Source organism: Streptomyces sp. PT12 (genome assembly GCF_003311645.1).
Taxonomy (GTDB): Bacteria; Actinomycetota; Actinomycetes; order Streptomycetales; family Streptomycetaceae; genus Streptomyces.
Map to the genome: position 1 here is coordinate 148,450 of NZ_QEST01000079.1, position 16,071 is coordinate 164,520.

General features: G+C 73.1%; 16 protein-coding genes and 1 pseudogene. 10 read left to right on the forward strand and 7 right to left on the reverse strand.

From position 1 onward, the window contains the following. Positions 1-12 precede the first annotated feature (12 nt). The 3 genes from DEH69_RS07020 to DEH69_RS07030 form a co-directional block, all read right to left on the reverse strand. Positions 13-537, reverse strand: coding sequence for an SRPBCC domain-containing protein (locus DEH69_RS07020; RefSeq protein ID WP_113686001.1), 525 nt, complete (start codon positions 535-537; stop codon positions 13-15). 15 nt (positions 538-552) lie between these two features. Further along, entirely contained in the window at positions 553-2,328 is a 1,776-nt protein-coding gene (treZ, locus tag DEH69_RS07025; protein ID WP_113686002.1) for a malto-oligosyltrehalose trehalohydrolase, read from the reverse strand. Between the two features lie 107 nt (positions 2,329-2,435). Further along, on the reverse strand, positions 2,436-3,383 hold the full coding sequence (locus DEH69_RS07030) for a GNAT family N-acetyltransferase (protein WP_258534501.1): 948 nt from the start codon (positions 3,381-3,383) through the stop codon (positions 2,436-2,438). Between the two features lie 258 nt (positions 3,384-3,641). On the opposite strand from DEH69_RS07030, the gene DEH69_RS07035 reads away from it, so the two are divergent. Beyond that, positions 3,642-4,247 (forward strand): DUF1707 and FHA domain-containing protein, encoded by a 606-nt coding sequence (locus tag DEH69_RS07035; RefSeq protein ID WP_113686004.1) that lies wholly within the window; start codon positions 3,642-3,644, stop codon positions 4,245-4,247. Positions 4,248-4,275: 28 nt separating this feature from the next. Here the strand turns inward: DEH69_RS07035 and DEH69_RS07040 are convergent, their stop codons facing one another. Beyond that, a complete protein-coding gene (locus DEH69_RS07040; RefSeq protein WP_113686005.1) occupies positions 4,276-5,103 on the reverse strand; it encodes an alpha/beta fold hydrolase in 828 nt (275 codons plus the stop codon). A gap of 481 nt (positions 5,104-5,584) precedes the next feature. Here DEH69_RS07040 and DEH69_RS07045 point away from each other — a divergent pair, with 481 nt between their 5' ends. From DEH69_RS07045 to DEH69_RS07060, 4 genes and pseudogenes are all read left to right on the forward strand, one after another. Continuing rightward, positions 5,585-5,923, forward strand: a complete 339-nt coding sequence (locus DEH69_RS07045) for a helix-turn-helix transcriptional regulator (protein ID WP_181727300.1) — start codon at positions 5,585-5,587, stop codon at positions 5,921-5,923. A gap of 12 nt (positions 5,924-5,935) precedes the next feature. Next, positions 5,936-6,397, forward strand: a pseudogene (locus tag DEH69_RS07050) (DUF5753 domain-containing protein); the annotation flags it as partial. Next, positions 6,394-6,576, forward strand: coding sequence for a DUF397 domain-containing protein (locus DEH69_RS07055; protein ID WP_113686008.1), 183 nt, complete (start codon positions 6,394-6,396; stop codon positions 6,574-6,576). The pseudogene DEH69_RS07050 and the gene DEH69_RS07055, both read left to right, overlap by 4 nt. Before the next feature lie 242 nt (positions 6,577-6,818). Beyond that, positions 6,819-7,772 carry a phosphotransferase family protein gene (locus DEH69_RS07060; protein WP_258534521.1) on the forward strand — a complete coding sequence of 318 codons (954 nt, stop codon included), beginning with the start codon at positions 6,819-6,821 and terminating at the stop codon, positions 7,770-7,772. Positions 7,773-7,936: 164 nt separating this feature from the next. Here DEH69_RS07060 and DEH69_RS07065 read toward each other — a convergent pair whose 3' ends face one another. Further along, on the reverse strand, positions 7,937-8,737 hold the full coding sequence (locus tag DEH69_RS07065; protein ID WP_113686009.1) for an SDR family NAD(P)-dependent oxidoreductase: 801 nt from the start codon (positions 8,735-8,737) through the stop codon (positions 7,937-7,939). 105 nt (positions 8,738-8,842) lie between these two features. Here DEH69_RS07065 and DEH69_RS07070 point away from each other — a divergent pair, with 105 nt between their 5' ends. Next, a complete protein-coding gene (locus tag DEH69_RS07070; protein WP_258534502.1) occupies positions 8,843-9,436 on the forward strand; it encodes a TetR/AcrR family transcriptional regulator in 594 nt (197 codons plus the stop codon). Here DEH69_RS07070 and DEH69_RS07075 read toward each other — a convergent pair. Then, the gene (locus DEH69_RS07075) at positions 9,376-10,605 is read right to left on the reverse strand and encodes an MFS transporter (RefSeq protein WP_113686010.1); all 1,230 of its coding nucleotides are present in this window, start codon (positions 10,603-10,605) and stop codon (positions 9,376-9,378) included. The genes DEH69_RS07070 and DEH69_RS07075 overlap by 61 nt on opposite strands. 140 nt (positions 10,606-10,745) lie before the next feature. Between DEH69_RS07075 and DEH69_RS07080 the strand changes: the two genes are divergently transcribed. From DEH69_RS07080 to DEH69_RS32455, 3 genes are all read left to right on the forward strand, one after another. Further along, entirely contained in the window at positions 10,746-11,234 is a 489-nt protein-coding gene (locus DEH69_RS07080) for a MarR family winged helix-turn-helix transcriptional regulator (protein WP_113686011.1), read from the forward strand. Between the two features lie 98 nt (positions 11,235-11,332). Further along, positions 11,333-11,887 (forward strand): class I SAM-dependent methyltransferase, encoded by a 555-nt coding sequence (locus DEH69_RS07085; RefSeq protein WP_113686012.1) that lies wholly within the window; start codon positions 11,333-11,335, stop codon positions 11,885-11,887. After that, positions 11,877-12,005: a hypothetical protein gene (locus DEH69_RS32455; RefSeq protein ID WP_258534503.1), complete on the forward strand. Its 129-nt coding sequence runs from the start codon at positions 11,877-11,879 to the stop codon at positions 12,003-12,005. The genes DEH69_RS07085 and DEH69_RS32455 overlap by 11 nt, the downstream gene beginning before the upstream one ends. Before the next feature lie 176 nt (positions 12,006-12,181). Here the strand turns inward: DEH69_RS32455 and treY are convergent, their stop codons facing one another. Further along, on the reverse strand, positions 12,182-14,593 hold the full coding sequence (treY, locus tag DEH69_RS07090; protein WP_113686013.1) for a malto-oligosyltrehalose synthase: 2,412 nt from the start codon (positions 14,591-14,593) through the stop codon (positions 12,182-12,184). Positions 14,594-14,713: 120 nt separating this feature from the next. On the opposite strand from treY, the gene DEH69_RS07095 reads away from it, so the two are divergent. Then, positions 14,714-15,955: an SAV2148 family HEPN domain-containing protein gene (locus DEH69_RS07095; RefSeq protein ID WP_113686158.1), complete on the forward strand. Its 1,242-nt coding sequence runs from the start codon at positions 14,714-14,716 to the stop codon at positions 15,953-15,955. Positions 15,956-16,071 lie beyond the last annotated feature (116 nt).

A 16,071-nucleotide genomic window follows, 5' to 3' on the forward strand; every position in this document is an offset into this window, starting at 1 on the left:
TCGTGCCGGGAGTCAGGGCGCACCGAGAAGATCGGCGTACTGGTCGCGCAGCCGGTCGAAGCCGTGCTCCCGCGCCGCCTCGCCCACCACCCGCGGCACCGCCCTGCCCTCAAGGGCCCCGGTCAGCGCGGCCAGGCACAGATGCCACCCCGTGGCGAGCTCCGCGGCCCGCGTCCCTTCGCCCCACACGTGCGTGAGCCGCAGCCGGGTCCCCGTGTCGGCGGGCGTGAGCGCGAACCGCAGCTCGTCCTCGTACCACGCGAGCGCCAGCAGCCGCGGCGGCGTGACCGCGAGCACCGCCCCCTGCGGCGCCGGGTCCGCGGGGTCCGTCTCTGGCAGGGCGACGGGTCCTGGGGAGTCCAGGTCGCGGCCCGGCGTGTAGGGCGCCCAGCGCGCGACCCACTCCGCCTCGGTGAGCGCCGCCCATACCTCCTCAGCCGTGCTCGACAGCTCGCGCTCGAGGGCCAGCGCCCACCGGCCCTCGCCCGCGCGTTCGAGCGTGGCCGCCACCGGCTGCTGGGGGAGTGGATCGCTCATGCCGCCCACGCTCCCTCACTCCGCGACGCGGCGCAGCACGGCCGCGGCGCGCGGCGGGAGCAGCAGCACCCCCGAGTCGTCGGGCGGCGGGCAGCGGTGGGTGGCCGCCAGCGTCTCGAACGCGCCGTCGCCCAGCGGAACGACGGCCTGGCCGCCCTCGCCCACGTGCACGGCGACGGTCAGCGGGCCGCTGTGCACCACGAGCCACCCGGCCCCGTCGTCGGCGAGCGCCCGCACATCGGCGAGCGTCAGCCCGGGCGGCAGGTGCGCGTGGCGGATCGCGATCAGCCGCCCGCACCAGCCGAGCAGCCAGGGCTCGTCCCCCTCGGCCGCCGCACCGCCGTCCACCCGCGACCAGTCGAGGCATGAGCGGTCACGCGTCGCCGGGTCCTGCGGGTCGGGGATCTCATCGGCGGGCCAGCCGTGCGCGCCGAACTCCCGCCGCCGCCCGTTGCGCACCGCCTCGGCGAGCTCGGGGTCCTGGTGGTCGGTGAAGTACTGCCAGGGCGTCACGGCCCCCCACTCCTCGCCCATGAACAGCATCGGCGTGAACGGGCCGCACAGCACGATCGCCGCCGCGATCGCCGCCCCGTCCTCCCCGGCGAGCGCCGCGACGCGGTCGCCCAGGGCCCGGTTGCCGACCTGGTCGTGCGTCTGCGCGTAGCCGAGCAGCCGGTACGCGGGCGTGGCCGCGCGGTCGAACGGCCTGCCGTGCCGCCTGCCGCGGAACGCCGAGTACCCGCCGTCGTGGAAGAACCCCCGCTCAAGCGTCCTCGCCAGGGTCGCGAGCGGGGCCCGCGCGAAGTCCGCGTAGTAGCCCTGCGACTCGCCGGTCACCGCGCAGTGCAGGGCGTGGTGGAAGTCGTCGTTCCACTGCGCGTGCAGCCCGTGGCCGTGGTGGGCGCGGGGCGCGGTGGTGCGCGGGTCGTTGCGGTCCGACTCGCCGATCAGAAACAGCGGCCGCCCCAACTCCTCGGACAGCGCGTCCACTTCGGCGGAGAGCTGGGCGAGCACATGCTCGGCGCGGTTGTCGAAGAGCGCGTGCACCGCGTCGAGCCGCAGCCCGTCGATGCGGTAGTCCCGCAGGAACGCCAGGGCGCTGCCGACGAAGTACGCGCGCACCTCGTCCGAGCCGTGCTCGTCCAGGTTCACCGCCGCGCCCCACGGGGTGTGGTGTGCCTCGGTGAAGTACGGGCCGAACTCGGGCAGCCGGTTCCCCGAAGGCCCCAGGTGGTTGTGCACGACGTCGAGGACGACTCCGAGCCCGTGCCCGTGCGCCGTGTCGACAAAGCGCTGAAGCCCCTCGGGCCCGCCGTACGGCTCGTGCACCGACCATGGCGCGACCCCGTCGTAGCCCCATCCGTGCCGCCCGGGGAAGGCGCACACCGGCATCAGCTCCACATGGGTGAACCCGAGCGCCGCGACATGGCCGAGCCGCCCCGCCGCCGCGTCGAACGTGCCTTCGGGCGTGAACGTCCCGATGTGCGTCTCGTACAGCACCGCGCCTGGCAGCCCGCGCCCCGCCCAGTCGTGGCGCCACGGGAACGCCCCGAGGTCGGTCACCGCGGCGGGCCCCTCGGGACCCTCGGGAAGCCAGCGGGCCCGCGGGTCGGGTAGCACGGGCCCGTCGTCGAGCGCGAACCCGTACCGCGTCCCGGGCCCCGCCTCCTCATCCGCCACATCCGCCACCCACCAGCCCGCACGGCCCGGATCCCGCTCCATGGGAACGGGCCGCGTCGACAGGTGCAGCGTCACTTGCCGGGCCCAGGGTGCCCACACGTCGAACAGCATGGATCCATGCTCATGGCGCGGACGGTCGTTCGCCAGAACGCCGGGCGGGACGGACGCGCGTCGCCCCGCCCGGCTCGTGGTCCGACCGGCTCGTGGTCCGACCGGCCCTACGCCGCGCCGCCGGGACGCGTCATGCAGAAGCGGTGCTGCGTCACCGGGTAGCCCGCCCGCGCGAAGCCCTTGGCCATGGGTACGTTCCCGACGTCCGTGGCCGCCGCGATCCGCCGGGCGCCGTGGTCCACCAGGTCGCGCGTGCACTCGACCAGCAGGTCGTACGCGTACCCGTGGCCGCGCTGCTCGGAGACCACGCCGATGAAGCCGACCACCGGTGTGGTCGTGTTCTCGGCGGGCACCTGGATGCCCACGAGCCCGCCCCCCGGCGTGTACGCAAGACGCAGCCACGCGCGCGGCGAGGGGCACCAGCGGAAAAAGTCCATCTCCTCCCGCGCGGCCAGGTCCGCGCCGCCCTTCTCGACGGCCCGCCCGGCGTGCTGGTCGAGGGTGTCGCCGTGCACCCCGCGCGGCACGTCGAGCACCACCTCGTCGTCGGGCTCGGGGCGCAGCACCAGCCGCCCGGTCCGCTCGGGCAGGCCGCACCGCGGCGTCCACAGATAGCGGTAGCGCTCGACCAGCGGCGTCCAGCCCGCCTCGGTCGCCGTCTCGACCCGGGCCCTCGCCGCCTCCCGCACGGCGGGGGAGTCCCGCCAGCCTGGCGGCAGCAGCAGTTCGTAGTCCGCGCGCAGCGGTACCTCGCGCAGCAGGGCGACGCCCGCGGCGCGGTCGGTGAAGTCGAACCAGTCCAACGCCAGCGGCTCGTCGTCGCCCGGGCCCGCCCAGAACGCCGCCCGCGCCACCACCGCGCCGTCGCGCTCGGCGACGAACGTCCAGTCGGGCCGGTACTCGCCCCCGGCGGCGCGGGTCTGGTAGGCGTTGAACGGCGGATCGGCCAGCGGGCGGCCCACGAGGCCCGGGTCGGACAGGGAGGTGAAGACCGTGCGCGCCTCGTCCTCGGCAAGGGCGCGAATGACCAGCTCAGAGGTCATGTCAGAGGTCATGAAAAGGAAACCTTCCGAAAGGCTCTGCGCGCTTCCGGTCAGCCCTGAACACGCCCGGCGAAGGGGCGGCGGAGGCGCGCGAAACGGGAACCAGACATGGCGTGCGCCTCCCTTCCTTTGTCCGAGGGCGTTGACCGCACCCTAGCCCGCGCCGCGCGCGGCGGCCAAGCGAATAGATCCGCCCCCGGCGCGGGTCCCAACTCCCGCCGCAGCGACCGCACCTGGACAGGGAAGCGCACTGTCGCGGACAATTTCCGCATGACCTCAGTCGAGTACGGCGCTCCCCCTCCGCGGATCTCCGACGCGGACCGGGAGCGTGCGCTCGACGTCCTGCGGGACGGCATGGTCGAGGGCCGGGTGTCCCAGGACACCTTCGAGCGCCGGATCGCGCAGGTCATGACGGCCCGCCTGCCCGACGAGCTGTACGCGGCCGTCCGCGATCTCCCCCACCGCGATCTCCCCCACCGCGATCTCGCCGACCGCGATCAGCCCCCGAGACCCCGCCCCCGCACCGGCTGGATCGTCGACTCGATGACCCGCGTCATGACGTTCCGCCACCGGCTGCGGATCGCCTGGGAGTCAAGGGGCCTGCCCGAGCTGGTCCTCCCCGACCCCGGCGGCGCGGCCCCGCTGGCCATAGGCCGCGCGGCGGGCTGCGGCCTGCGGCTGAGCGACGGGAGCGTTTCGCGCCACCACGCCGAGCTGTACGGCGTCGGCACAGGCTGGCTGCTGCGCGACCTCGGCTCCGCCAACGGCACCTGGGTCAACGGGCGCCGCGTCGCCGACCGCGTGCCGGTCGCCCCGGGGGATCTGGTCGGCTTCGGCAGCGTGGCGTTCCGCCTCGCCGCGGCGCCCGCGCGCTGACCGGCCCGAGCCCCCGGGGGCGCCCCGCTCAGCTCTTGATGAACGTCATCAGATCGGTGTTGAACGCGTCCTGGTAGGAGCCGACGAGCCCGTGCGGCGCGCCGGGGTACGTCTTCAGCGTGGCGTCGGACACGATCTCCGCCGTCTTGGGCGAGGCCGCGGCATAGGCCACGATCTGGTCGTCGTCGCCCTGCGCGATCAGCGCGGGGACGTCGATGCGCTTGAGGTCCTCGGTGAAGTCCGTCTCCGAGAACTGCCTGATGCAGTCGTAGGCCGCCTTGATCCCCACCTGCATGGACATCAGCCAGAAGGCGTCACGCGTGCCCTGGGAGACGGACGAGCCGGGGCGGTTGGCGCCGTAGAACATCGCGCTCAGATCCTTGTAGAACTGCGAACGGTCGGCGAGCAGTTGCGACCTGAGCTGATCGAACGCGTCGATCGGCGTGCCCTCGGGGTTGTTCGCGGTCTTGAGCATCAGGGGCGGGATCGCGCTGAGCAGCACGACCTTCGACACCCGGTCCGTGCCATGCCGCCCGATGTAGCGGGCGACCTCGCCACCGCCGGTGGAGTGGCCCACCAGCACCGCGTCGCGGATGTCCAGCTTCTCCAGCACCTCGGCCAGGTCGTCGGCGTAGGTGTCCATGTCGTTGCCGTCCCACGGCTGGCCCGAGCGGCCGTGGCCGCGGCGGTCGTGGGCGATGCCGCGGTAGCCGTTCTCGGCGACCAGGCGCAGCTGGATGTCCCAGGTGTCGGCGTTGAGCGGCCAGCCGTGGCTGAAGACGACGGGCCGTCCGCTGCCCCAGTCCTTGTAGTAGATCGCGGTGTTGTCGCGGGTGGTGATGTGCTGGTGCCCCATGCGGGCTTCCTCTCGGGTTGCTCGTGCGAGGGGGCGTCGTGTCTCGGGCGCCCTCCGGGCCAAGCTAACCGAAGAAAACCAATAAACCGGACAAATCCGACGATGGCATAAAGCCGACCTGCCACCCTGGCGGGGGCTGGAGGTGGGGTGGCAGGCCGGAGACATGGGGGTGAGCCGTTCATGGGAGCGCTCCCAAGATGGACCGTATCCGGATGGCACGCGCCTGTAAAGAGGTGTGACGCCACCCGCGGGGCGGTGCTCGCCGGGCCGTGGCCCGGTGCCGGGCGCGGACAACGCGGCGTCGCGGCCCGGGTGTTGTGGCCCCTGCCGCCGTCATGGCCCCTCTTCGGGGTGAAGCGCGGCGCGGGCGCCGGGGGAGGAGGTTTGGCGGGCGGTCGGTGGGTATGTCCGAGCCGAAGAAGAGTGGGGCCTTGGGCGTCTGAAGGCTCCATTTGGGAAGACTCGGCTTGATGGGGTGCGGGTGGAAGAGGTCAGCGAGGATATTTCCGATCTTGAGTACTTCGGGGGTGAGGTGAAGCGGGCCCGTTTGGCGCGCAAGCTGTCTCAACTCCAGTTCGCGGAGGGCACCGGGTACAGCCAGGGGCATATTTCGAACGTCGAGTCCGGAAGGAAAATCCCGTCCGCCGAGTTCGCGCGCAGATGCGATCACGTGCTCGGTACCCACGGCATGTTCGAGCGGCTGAGGGCTCGGTTGCTGGAGAAGGGGCATCCGACCTGGTTTCGGCCGTTCGTCAAACTGGAGGCATCGGCCGTCGAGATCCTGGACTATGCGCCGAGCGTCGTCCCCGGGATCTTTTAGACGGCTGATTACGCGCGATGCATCTTCGAGGCATACGACCCGACGGCGCCGCCCGAGGCGGTTTCCGGGCAGGTTGCGTCCCGGATGAAGCGGCAGGGGATCCTGACGCGCTCCCAGGCTCCGCGCCTCTGGGTGGTGATGCACGAATCCGCGCTGCGCACCGTGGTCGGGGGGCCAGCCGTCATGCGCGATCAAATGCTTCGGCTGCGCGAGGTGGCTGCCCTGCCCACCGTGACCGTCCAGGTCCATGCGTTCACGGCGGGGGCTCCGGCGAGCGTTGAACCGATGATTATTCTGCGGCAGCCGGACGGGAGCCAGTGCTTGTTCGGTGACACGGTGCTCGGCGGACAGATGTCCGAAGAACAGGAGAAGGTAGAGTTCGCCCGGCAGGCATACGATCGGATCCGCGCGGAGTCCATGGGAGTTCGCGACACGCTGCGGTTCATCGAGGATATTGCGAAGGGTTATTCATGACTGACCTCACCTGGCGCTCCTCCACGTACTCCTCCGGAGGGAGCGGCAACTGCCTTGAGGTCGCGGACGGCGGGCGTGGAGTTGTTCCTGTCCGTGACAGCAAGCGAACTGACGGTCCCATGCTGGTCGTTGCGACAGACGCCTGGCGCGCGTTCGTCCACTTCGCCAAGCGGGCCTGACGGCTCTGACGTACGTCCTCCGCCCTCCGGTCCCGGCCGGAGGGCGGAGGAACGCCGTGGCTATCACGGCCGTCCGCACCCGCCGGGGCCCGTGTGCCACCTGGTCGAAGGTCCCAACTCCCGCCACAGCGGCCAGTCGTCCACCGTGAGCACCCGCGGCTCGATCATGTCACCTGTAGGGCTGCGCGCCCCTGGCCGTGCGGCGTCCCGGCTACGCTCACCGCGTGGCGGCGACACCGGAGTTGAGCTGGGCGAGGGCGCGGGCCTGGGCGGAACGCGCCGCCCACCCCGCCGCCCGCGTCGTCGGCAGCGAACGCCTGCACGGCGGCTGGACGTCCGTCATGCGCCGCCTGCGTCTCGAAGGCCCCCCGGACGCGCCGGGCCACGCCGTCCTGCGCACGTTCGTCGCCCCGTTCTTCGTCACCCATGCCGAGGGGCTGCTGAACCGCGAGGCCGACACGCTGCGCCTGCTCGCGACGGTGGACGACATTCCGGCCCCGGTCCTCCTCGGCGTCGACCCCGTGGCGGCGGAGTGCGAACACCTGTCCCTGCTCATGTCGTTGCTCCCCGGCGCGGTGCGCCTCGACGACGCCCACCACGAGGCCCGCAGCGATCCCCTGGCCCGTCAACTCCTCGCGATCCACCGGGTGAACGCCCCGCCGTCCGCTCGCCCGCGCGTCTACCAGGCGTGGACCTCGCCGGAGCGGGTCCGGGTTCCCGAGGCCACCACGAGGCCCGAGGTGTGGCGCCGTGCGATCGAGGTGATCGCCAACGGGCCGCCGCGGTACGAGGGTTGCTTCCTTCACCGGGACTTCCACCCCGGCAATGTCCTCTTCGAGGGCGAAGGAGCGCGCCCGCGCGTCACGGGAGTTGTCGACTGGGTGGAGACGTCGTGGGGGCCGCCCGACCTCGATGTCGCCCACTGCGCGACGGCGTTGGCCCTGCTCCATGGCCCGCGGGCGGCAACGCGCCTGACCGAGCGCTACCGCGCCCTCGGCGGCACCCTCGCGCCCCCGGCCGCCCATCGCTACTGGCGGCTTCTCGACGCGCTGGCGTATGCGCCCGATGCGGAGCTGGTCGCCACGTCGTGGCGCGCTCTGGGGCGGGCCGATCTCACGCCGGGGCGGGTGGCGCGGCGGTTGGAGGGGTATGTCGCGGGGCTGCTGGGGGATGCGGTGCTTGGCCGGGGCGGCTAAGGGCTGGCACCTACGGGGGAGGCGTGTCGGGTGTGCGGCTGTCTCGGTCACCGGTCGGCTTGGGGGTGTCTGGGGTCGTTCGGCGAACGGTCCCGCCCAGCGACGAGACCTCCGCAGGCGGCGAACGAGGGGACGCCAAGACCGTAGCCGCCCCCCAAGCGTGCCTACGCGGCAATCACCGCTGCCCCCACCCGCCCCCCGTCCACGTCCACGACCGTGCCATACGTGAACTCCGCCTCGTCGCTCGCCAGATAGACCGCCGCGTGCGCGATGGCGGCGGGGCCGCCGATGCGGCCCGCGGGGGTGCCGTTCATCATGACCCGCCCCGGATGCGCCACCTCGGACCCGGCCCCCGCCTCGGACCCAGACCCGGCCTCCGCGCCCAGTTCCCCCACGACGCCCGGCGCGATCGCGTTGACCCGGACCCCTGAGGGCCCGAACTCCGCGGCCCAGGCCCGCGTCAACGTCTCCAGCGCGCCCTTTGTCGAGCTGTACAGCGTCGCGACCGGAAGGCCGAGGCGCGCCACCCACGAGCCGAGGTTGATGATCGCGCCCCCGCCTGCCTCCGCCATGGCGGGGGCGACGGCGGCGGTGAGGAAGAACGGCGCCTTCACGTTCACCGCGTACACCTCGTCGAACATCGCCTCGTCCGTCGCGAGGGTGGTGGCGCCGGGGAAGATGCCCGCGTTGTTCACCAGGATGTCGATCCGGCCGCCCAGCACGCGTGTGGCCTCATCGGCCAGGGCGCGCGAGGACGCGGCGCGCCCGTCGAGGTCGGCGGCGACGAAATCCGCGCGCCCCCCCGCGGCCTCGATCCGCTGGACGACATCTGCCCCGCGCTCGGGGTTGCGCCCCGAGACGACGACGTGCGCCCCCTCGGCCGCGAAGGCGAGCGCGATCGCCCTGCCGATGTTGCTGGTGGCCCCTGTGACCAGAGCCGTCTTGCCCGCCAGTCGTGCGCCCATGGTGCCGCTTCTCTCTTGTCGCTGATCAGGCCCATACTGGACCGTGAGGTCCAACGGTGCATCGCCGCTTTTGGACTGTCAAGTCCACTCGGGTACGGTGAGGATGTGCTGACAGCGAAAGGGGCCGCCACGCGGCGGCGGATCGTCGAGCGCGCCGCGCTGCTCCTGCGGGAGCGTGGGGTGGTGAACGTCAGCCTGGACGATGTGCGCGAGGCCACCGCGACGAGCAAGAGCCAGCTGTTCCACTACTTCCCCGACGGCAAGTCCGACCTCCTGCTCGCGGTCGCCGTGCACGAGGCGGACCAGGTGATCGAGGACCAGCAGCCGATGCTGGGCGAGCTGACCTCGTGGGCGGCCTGGGAGGCGTGGCGCCTGCGGGTCGTCGAGAAGTACGACGCCCAGGGCGACGCGTGCCCGCTCTCCTCGCTCACCGCGCAGATGGGCCGCGGCGACCCGCGGACGCGTACGGTCATCGCCGACCTGTACCAGCGCTGGCACGGCATGCTCGCGGAGGGCGTCCGCGCGCTGCGCGACTCGGGCGAGATCGATCCGCGGACGGATCCGGAGCAGGCGGCGACCGCGGTGCTGACGGCCCTCGCGGGCGGCGTCGCCATCCTCCAGGTGACCGAGGACATCACCTATCTCGATGTCGCCCTGTCCGACGCCCTCGCCGCGCTGCGCAGGCGCTGCCCGGCATAGGCGCGGTCGCGCCGTTCCAGGACGGCGGCGAGCGCGGCGAGGGCCAGCGCGCCGGTCGCCATCGCGGCGCCGACGAGGTTGGGCGTGGTCACCCCGGCCCCGGCCGTGAGCGTCAGGCCGCCGAGCCAGGCGGCGAGTGCGTTGCCGAGGTTGAAGGCGCCTATGTTCAACGCGGAGGCGAGGGTCGGCGCCGCGGCGGCGTGGTCGAGGACTCGCTTCTGGAGCGGCGGCACGGTCGCGAAGCCGAACGCGCCGATCAGCGCCAGCGTGATCGCCGCCGCGACCTTGTCGTGCGCGGTGAAGGTGAACGAGGCCAGCGCGACCGCGAGGGCGGTGAGCGTCGTGCAGAGCGCGGGCATCAGCGCGCGGTCCGCGTACCGGCCGCCCACCAGGTTCCCCGCCACGAGCCCGACGCCGAACAGGGCGAGCAGCCAAGTGACGGTGGACTCGGCGTAGCCCGCGGCCTCGGTCATCATCGGCGCGATGTAGGTGATCGCCGCGAAGACGCCGCCGAAGCCGAGCACGGTCATGCCCATGGCCAGCAGCACCTGGGCGTTGCGCAACGCGGTCAGTTCGCCGCGGATACCAGGACCGCCGGTCCGCTCGCCGCCCCGCGCGTCTTTGGCCCCCTCGGGCACGAGGGTGGCCACCCCGGCGAGCGCGACCAGCCCGATGACGGCGATCACGGCGAACGTCAGCCGCCAGCTGACCTGCTGCCCGAGCAGGGTCCCGGCCGGGACGCCGACCACGTTCGCCACGGTCAGGCCCGTGAACATCGAGGCGATCGCGCCCGCCCGCCGTTCGGGCGCCACCAGCGAGGCGGCCACCACCGAGCCGATGCCGAAGAACGCGCCATGGGCGAGCGACGCCACGACCCGGCCCGCGAGCAGCACGCCGAAGGCCGGGGCGACGGCGGAGAGCGCGTTCCCCGCGGTGAAGAGCACCATCATCAGCGTCAGCATCCGCTTGCGTGACACCCGCGCCCCGGCGAGGGCCGTCAGGGGCGCGCCGAGCACGACGCCGAGCGCGTAGCCGGAGGCGGTGAAGCCCGCGGTGGGGATGGAGACGCCATAGGCGTCGGAGACCTCGGGGAGCAGTCCGGTCACCACGAACTCCGTGGTGCCGATCCCGAAGGCGCCGACGGCGAGTGCCAGCAGCGCGAGGGGCATGGATTCTCCAGAGCTATATGCGTACGGCTGTTACCAGCGCAGACAATAATTGCACACGCGCTATATCTGCAAGCGCTGGCTATTGCGGCCTGCGCTAGGCTGGGTGCCGAGCCGGGGGAACAGGAAGAGGAGGAGAGGCGATGACGCGTCCCGTCCCTGGCCTCGCGCAGAGCTGGTGCGCCCTGAGTACGCTGCACGACCGCATCGAGGCCCATATCGAGCGCGCGCTCCAGGCCGAACACGCCCTCAGCGCCCGCGAGTTCTCGGTGCTGACCGTGCTGGACCAGCAGCCCGAGGGCGAGGAGAACGACCACTTCAGGATGAACGAGCTGGCCGACGCGCTCTCGCTCAGCCAGAGCGCCACCACCCGCCTGGTCAACCGTCTTGAGGACCGCGGCCTGCTCTCCCGCTTCCTGTGCCCCACCGACCGCCGCGGCATCTACACCGATGTGACCGATGAGGGCCGCCGCCTGCTCGCGAAGGCCCGGCCGACGAACGACGCGGCGCTGAGCGAGGCGCTGGCCGAGGCCGAGCGCCGACCGGTCCTCGCGCCGCTGGTCGAGGCCGTTCGCGCCCTCGACGCCCGGCCCGCGCCCGCGCGTGAGCCGCGGCCTGTGGACGAAAACTGATGGCCCAGGCCCGCCTCGCCCGCTAGCGCTAGGCGCATTGATCACGAGCGTCGTCGACGGGGCCCGACGCCGCGGTCGAGGTCGCCAGGGTCGGGACGGTGGAGGGGTGCAGGACCTGGTCGGCCACCTATGACGACGCCGAGAACCCCGCGCTCGACTTCGACGGACCCGTGGCCGAGACCCCTGACACGCGGCCCGTCGGCACCGCCATCGACGCCGCCCGCGGCACCGGGCGCTGGACGGCGATGCTGGCGGAACGCGGGTACCGGGTGCCCGGCGTGGACAGCTCGCCCGACATGCTCGCCCGGGCAGGGGAACGGGTGCCAGGCGCCGCGTTCCTGAGCGGCGACCTCCACCGGCTGCCGTTCGACGACGGGAGCGGCGACCTCGTCACCTGCGCGCTCGCCCTTGGGCATGATCGGGTGGCACTTCCGGCGTGCCGATCCCTGAGCCCTGGCCCTTCGCGCCGCACGCCAGGCGCGCGCTGCCGCGCGCCGCTGCGGCGGCGCGGGCCCAGGGGGACACTCGGGGGCGGAGGTGACGTGATCATGGCCGACGAGGGCGAGGTCAACGGGCACGATCTGGTGGCCGAGGAGATCGTGCTGCTCCCCGAGCCCGATGAGGGCGGCGACGAGGACGCCGATGGCCGCTGACACCATCGACCCCGGCGAGCCGCCGCGCGCCGCGGCCCTGCGGCGCCACAGCGGGATCTCGGCGGCCAGCTCGTCCATCGCGGTGCACAGCGAGGTGTTGGTCTCTACCTGCTGCTGAAGCTCGGCCACCACCGCGTCCGAACGCGTCCCCCCGGCGAGCACCGCGCCCGCGACCGCCCGCGGCCGACCGGACTCCACGTCCACCAGAAGCAGTTCCTCCTCGACGCCCACGGTCCGCTCCACAGGCGAACGCCTACCCCGCCGCGGCGCCAGGACACCGGGTCGGCCGCCGCCTCAGTCCCCGCGGACCAGCAGCGCCACCGGGTTCGCCGCGAGCAGCTGGCCCAGGCGCGCCTTGCCCGAGACCGAGTGCCCGGTCAGCAGGTCCCGCCATGGCCCGGGCGGCAGCGGCAGATACGTGCCCTCCCAGCCGCCCGCCGCCGCGAGCCGCCGCGACAGCCGCGTCACCGCCGTGACGACCCGCCCCGAGCGGGCGAACGCCAGGCAGTGCTCGGCCGCGACCCCCTCGGCGGGCAGCGGCTCGTAGTCCGCCAGCTCCCCGAACCACTCGGGCTGCGCGCGCCGCAGCCGCAGCGCCGTCGCCGTCAGCCGCAGCTTCTCCGTCGCCAGGTCGTAACCGGTGGCCAACGCGTCGTCCAGCGCCGCCAGTTGGGCGACGGGCAGCTGGGGAAGCCGCCGGTTGTCGGGGTCGACGAGCGCCAGGTAGTGCCGCTCGCTGCCCCGATAGACGTCCGGCACCCCCGGCATCGTCAGATGCAGCAGCGCCGCACCCAGCACGTTCGCCCTGACCTGCGGCTCCAGCTCCCGCGCGAACTCCGTCAGCGGATAGAGCGGCGGCCCGCACGGGCCCGCGAGCACAAAGCGTTCGAGAGCCGCCTCGTACGACTCGTCGGGCTCGGTCCAGCTGGTGTGCAGCGCCGCCTCGCGCACCGTCTTCAGCACCGTGCCGAGCAGCCGCTCCCGGTCGGGGAACCCCATCGCGAACGCCGTCTGCCACGTCGTCCACGCGATGTGCGGATCCGGCGCCCGCACCCCGGCCCGCGCGGTCTCCTCCGTCAGCCGGGTCACCAACTCCGCCCAGCCGAGCGGATGTTCGCTCAGGGTCGCGAGCGTGGCCCGGATGTCGCCGCTGCGCTTGGTGTCATGCGTGGACAGCGCGGTGCCCGTGAGCGGCCAGTGCCGCTGGATCCGCTCGCAGAACGCGTGGAACGCGGCAGGCGGCAGCGCGGGCTCGCCCGGGTCCCCGCCCACCTCGGCCGCGGAGAGCAGCGGCGCGTAACGGTAACAGGCCGTGTCCTCCACGGCCTTGGCCCGCAGCGCCGACGACACCTGGGCGAAGCGCACCCTGAAGTCCGTCAGGTCCTCGCCCTCGCCGAACCGACCGAGCGCCAGCTCCCGCACCGTGTCCACCGCCGCGGCCTCGGCGGGCACCGCGTACATCGTCCGCGCCCCGTCCGCGGCCGTCACCAGCATCGCCTCGTCCACCGGCGAAGGCGGCGCGTCCCCCGTCACATAGGGGCGGTAGACCGGCAGCCGCACCAGCAGCTCCACGAGCGCCGAACGCAGCGTCCACGGCGCGTGGTCGCGCACCCTTAGCTCCGGCACGGCCGCGCACACCCGCACCGCCGCGCGCGTGAGCCGTTCGGTCTCCGCCGCGAGCTCGTGCGTGATCATCTTGTAGGCGGCCCGCCGCGTCGTGGCCGTCCACTCGCCGCCCAGATCCGGTGGCGCCCCGGTGAACGCCCGGTAGTGCTCGGTCAGTTCGGCGGCGCCGTCCGCGTCCGTGAACATCGCGTCGACGAACCGCATCGCGTCATAGCCCGTCGTCCCCGCCACCGGCCAGCTCGCGGGCAGCCGCTCGCCGGAGCCGAGGATCTTCTCCGCGACGATCCACGCCCCGCCCGTCGCGCGGTGCAGCCGCTCCAGATAGCCACCGGGGTCCGCGAGCCCGTCGGGGTGGTCCACCCTGAGCCCGTCGATCAGCCCCTCCTCCACCAGCCGCAGCACCAGCGCGTGCGTCGCCGCGAAGACCTCGGGGTCCTCGACGCGCACCCCGATGAGCTCCGAAATGGCGAAGAAGCGCCGGTAGTTGATCTCCGTGCGGCCCAGCCGCCACCACGCGAGCCGGTAGTGCTGCTCGTCGAGCAGATCGGGCAGCGGCAGCTCCTCCGTGCCGGGCCGCAGCGGGAAGCGGCGGTCGGCGTAGCGCAGCGTGCCGTCCACCACGGAAAGGCGGTCCAGCTCCTCGCCCAGCGGCCCGCCGAGCACCGGGAGCAGCACCCGGCCCCCGCCCGCCGCCCAGTCGATGTCGAACCAGCCCGCCCGCTCCGCCTCGGGGCCGTCCCGGAGCACCTCCCACAGCGGCCCGTTGAGCTCCATCGCGCCCGGCACCGCCATGTGGTTGGGCACGATGTCGAGCACCAGGCCGAGCCCCCGCGCACGCGCCGCGTCCGCGAGCGCCCGCAGGCCCTCCTCGCCCCCCAACTCCGCGCGCACGCGTGTGTGGTCGGTCACGTCGTAGCCGTGGAGCGAGCCGGGCACGGCCTCAAGAACGGGCGACAGATGGAGGTGCGAGACACCGAGCGACGCCGCGTAGGGGACGAGCTCCTCGGCCGCTGAGAAGGGGAAATCCGGCTGGAGCTGGAGCCGGTAGGTAGACGTGGGCGTGCGGCGCGCTGGCGTCATGGAAACCCTCTGCCCCGACGACCGTGCGGACAAGCGCAGTTGATTCCCGAGTGTGCTGCACGCGCGGGGGGCTCCGCAGTAGGCTTCCTTGATCCATCAGCGGGGCGGAAGGCGGTGCAGGTGAGCTCGTCGGGGCTGGAGCTGCCCTCGGGAAACGGGGGTGAGACAGCCGAGGCACAGGCCGGGGCGCTCCCGCTGCCGCGCCCGGTAGAGACGGGGGCTGACCTGGAGTGGACCGCTGACGACTGGTCCGAGGTGAGCACCCGGGTGGAGCGCGCGGGCCGCGCGTACGTCTGGCTGAACCTCGTGGAGCAGCGGCTGCGGTCCGTGGTGGCCGCGGTGCTGCGCCCGGTGTACGAGCCGGTGCACGGCGAGGAGTGGGAGATCGCGGCCGCCGGGCCGACCGGACAGGAGTGGGTGCAGCGCGCGGCGGCGCTGCGCGAGGTCAGCCGCCGCAAGGGGCACCTGCTCGATCCTGCCGATGACACGGTCCTCGCCTTCCTCACCCTCCCGCAACTGCGTGAACTCATGGTGCAGCACTGGCCCTGCTTTGCGCCGTATTTGGACAACCGCCGCGAGGTCGAGCTCACCCTCGACGAGCTGGAGGTGGCCCGCAGCGCGGTCAGCCGCAACCGCGGGATGAGCCGCGCCGTGCTCGAACAGGCCGAACGCGGGTGCGCCAGGCTGCTGCGGCTGCTGGACTCCGGCGTCCCGCCGTCCTCGGGGCGGCTCCCCGCCGACGCGGTGGAGCGGCTTGTCGGCGACCGGTTCACCGATGTGGCGGGAGTCCACCCCGACCGGGTGCGGCTCCAGAGGCAGCTGCCCGCCGAGGACCTGTTCGGCGGGGCGCGGCGGCTCGACGCGGCGGGCATAGCCCTCGGCCTCCTCGTGGGGAACTACCCGGGGCGGCGCCTGGTCCGCCTCGCCGACAGCGGCTGCCGCATCCGGCTCCTCTTTCTGAACCCCGCCAGCGGCGCCATGCGGCGCAGGGAGCGCGAACTCTCCCTGAAACGCGGCGAGCTGAGCCGTTCCGTCGAGACAAACATCCTCCACATGCGCCGGGTGCGCGGCCGGGCCAGGGATCCCGAGGCGTTCGAGATCCATGTCTCCGACGAGACGCCGCGCTTCAGTGCCTACTTCGTGGACGCCGACGCCCCCGGCGGGGTTGCGGTCGTGCAGTCCTACCTCAGGCGCAGCCGCGGCATGGAGACCCCGGTCCTGGTGCTGCGGCGCGGCGGCCGGGAGATAGTGCACAGGACCGGCCCCCTCACGGGCCCCTTCGCGGACGGCGAGCTGAGCCTGTTCGAGACCTACCGCGAGGAGTTCGACTGGTCGTGGGAGAACTCGAGGCCGGTCTCATAGGGAGGCCCGCGGCGCTGGCCACGACGCCGCCGAGCTGGCCGTCACGCGCCCCCGCCCCGGACCGGCCCGCTCCCTGAGCTCAACGCGCGCGCGGTGAACGACGAGAGCGGCGGCCA

Bases quoted from the DNA above. Each gene is read 5' to 3' on its own strand.
- DEH69_RS07040 (WP_113686005.1), bottom strand. From the start codon at position 5,103: ATGGGGCACCAGCACATCACCACCCGCGACAACACCGCGATCTACTAC.
- DEH69_RS32455 (WP_258534503.1), top strand. From the start codon at position 11,877: ATGGCCGCTGACACCATCGACCCCGGCGAGCCGCCGCGCGCCGCGGCC.
- treZ (WP_113686002.1), bottom strand. From the start codon at position 2,328: ATGCTGTTCGACGTGTGGGCACCCTGGGCCCGGCAAGTGACGCTGCAC.
- DEH69_RS07030 (WP_258534501.1), bottom strand. From the start codon at position 3,383: ATGACCTCTGACATGACCTCTGAGCTGGTCATTCGCGCCCTTGCCGAG.
- DEH69_RS07055 (WP_113686008.1), top strand. From the start codon at position 6,394: ATGACTGACCTCACCTGGCGCTCCTCCACGTACTCCTCCGGAGGGAGC.
- DEH69_RS07035 (WP_113686004.1), top strand. From the start codon at position 3,642: ATGACCTCAGTCGAGTACGGCGCTCCCCCTCCGCGGATCTCCGACGCG.
- DEH69_RS07065 (WP_113686009.1), bottom strand. From the start codon at position 8,737: ATGGGCGCACGACTGGCGGGCAAGACGGCTCTGGTCACAGGGGCCACC.
- DEH69_RS07080 (WP_113686011.1), top strand. From the start codon at position 10,746: ATGACGCGTCCCGTCCCTGGCCTCGCGCAGAGCTGGTGCGCCCTGAGT.
- treY (WP_113686013.1), bottom strand. From the start codon at position 14,593: ATGACGCCAGCGCGCCGCACGCCCACGTCTACCTACCGGCTCCAGCTC.
- DEH69_RS07075 (WP_113686010.1), bottom strand. From the start codon at position 10,605: ATGCCCCTCGCGCTGCTGGCACTCGCCGTCGGCGCCTTCGGGATCGGC.
- DEH69_RS07020 (WP_113686001.1), bottom strand. From the start codon at position 537: ATGAGCGATCCACTCCCCCAGCAGCCGGTGGCGGCCACGCTCGAACGC.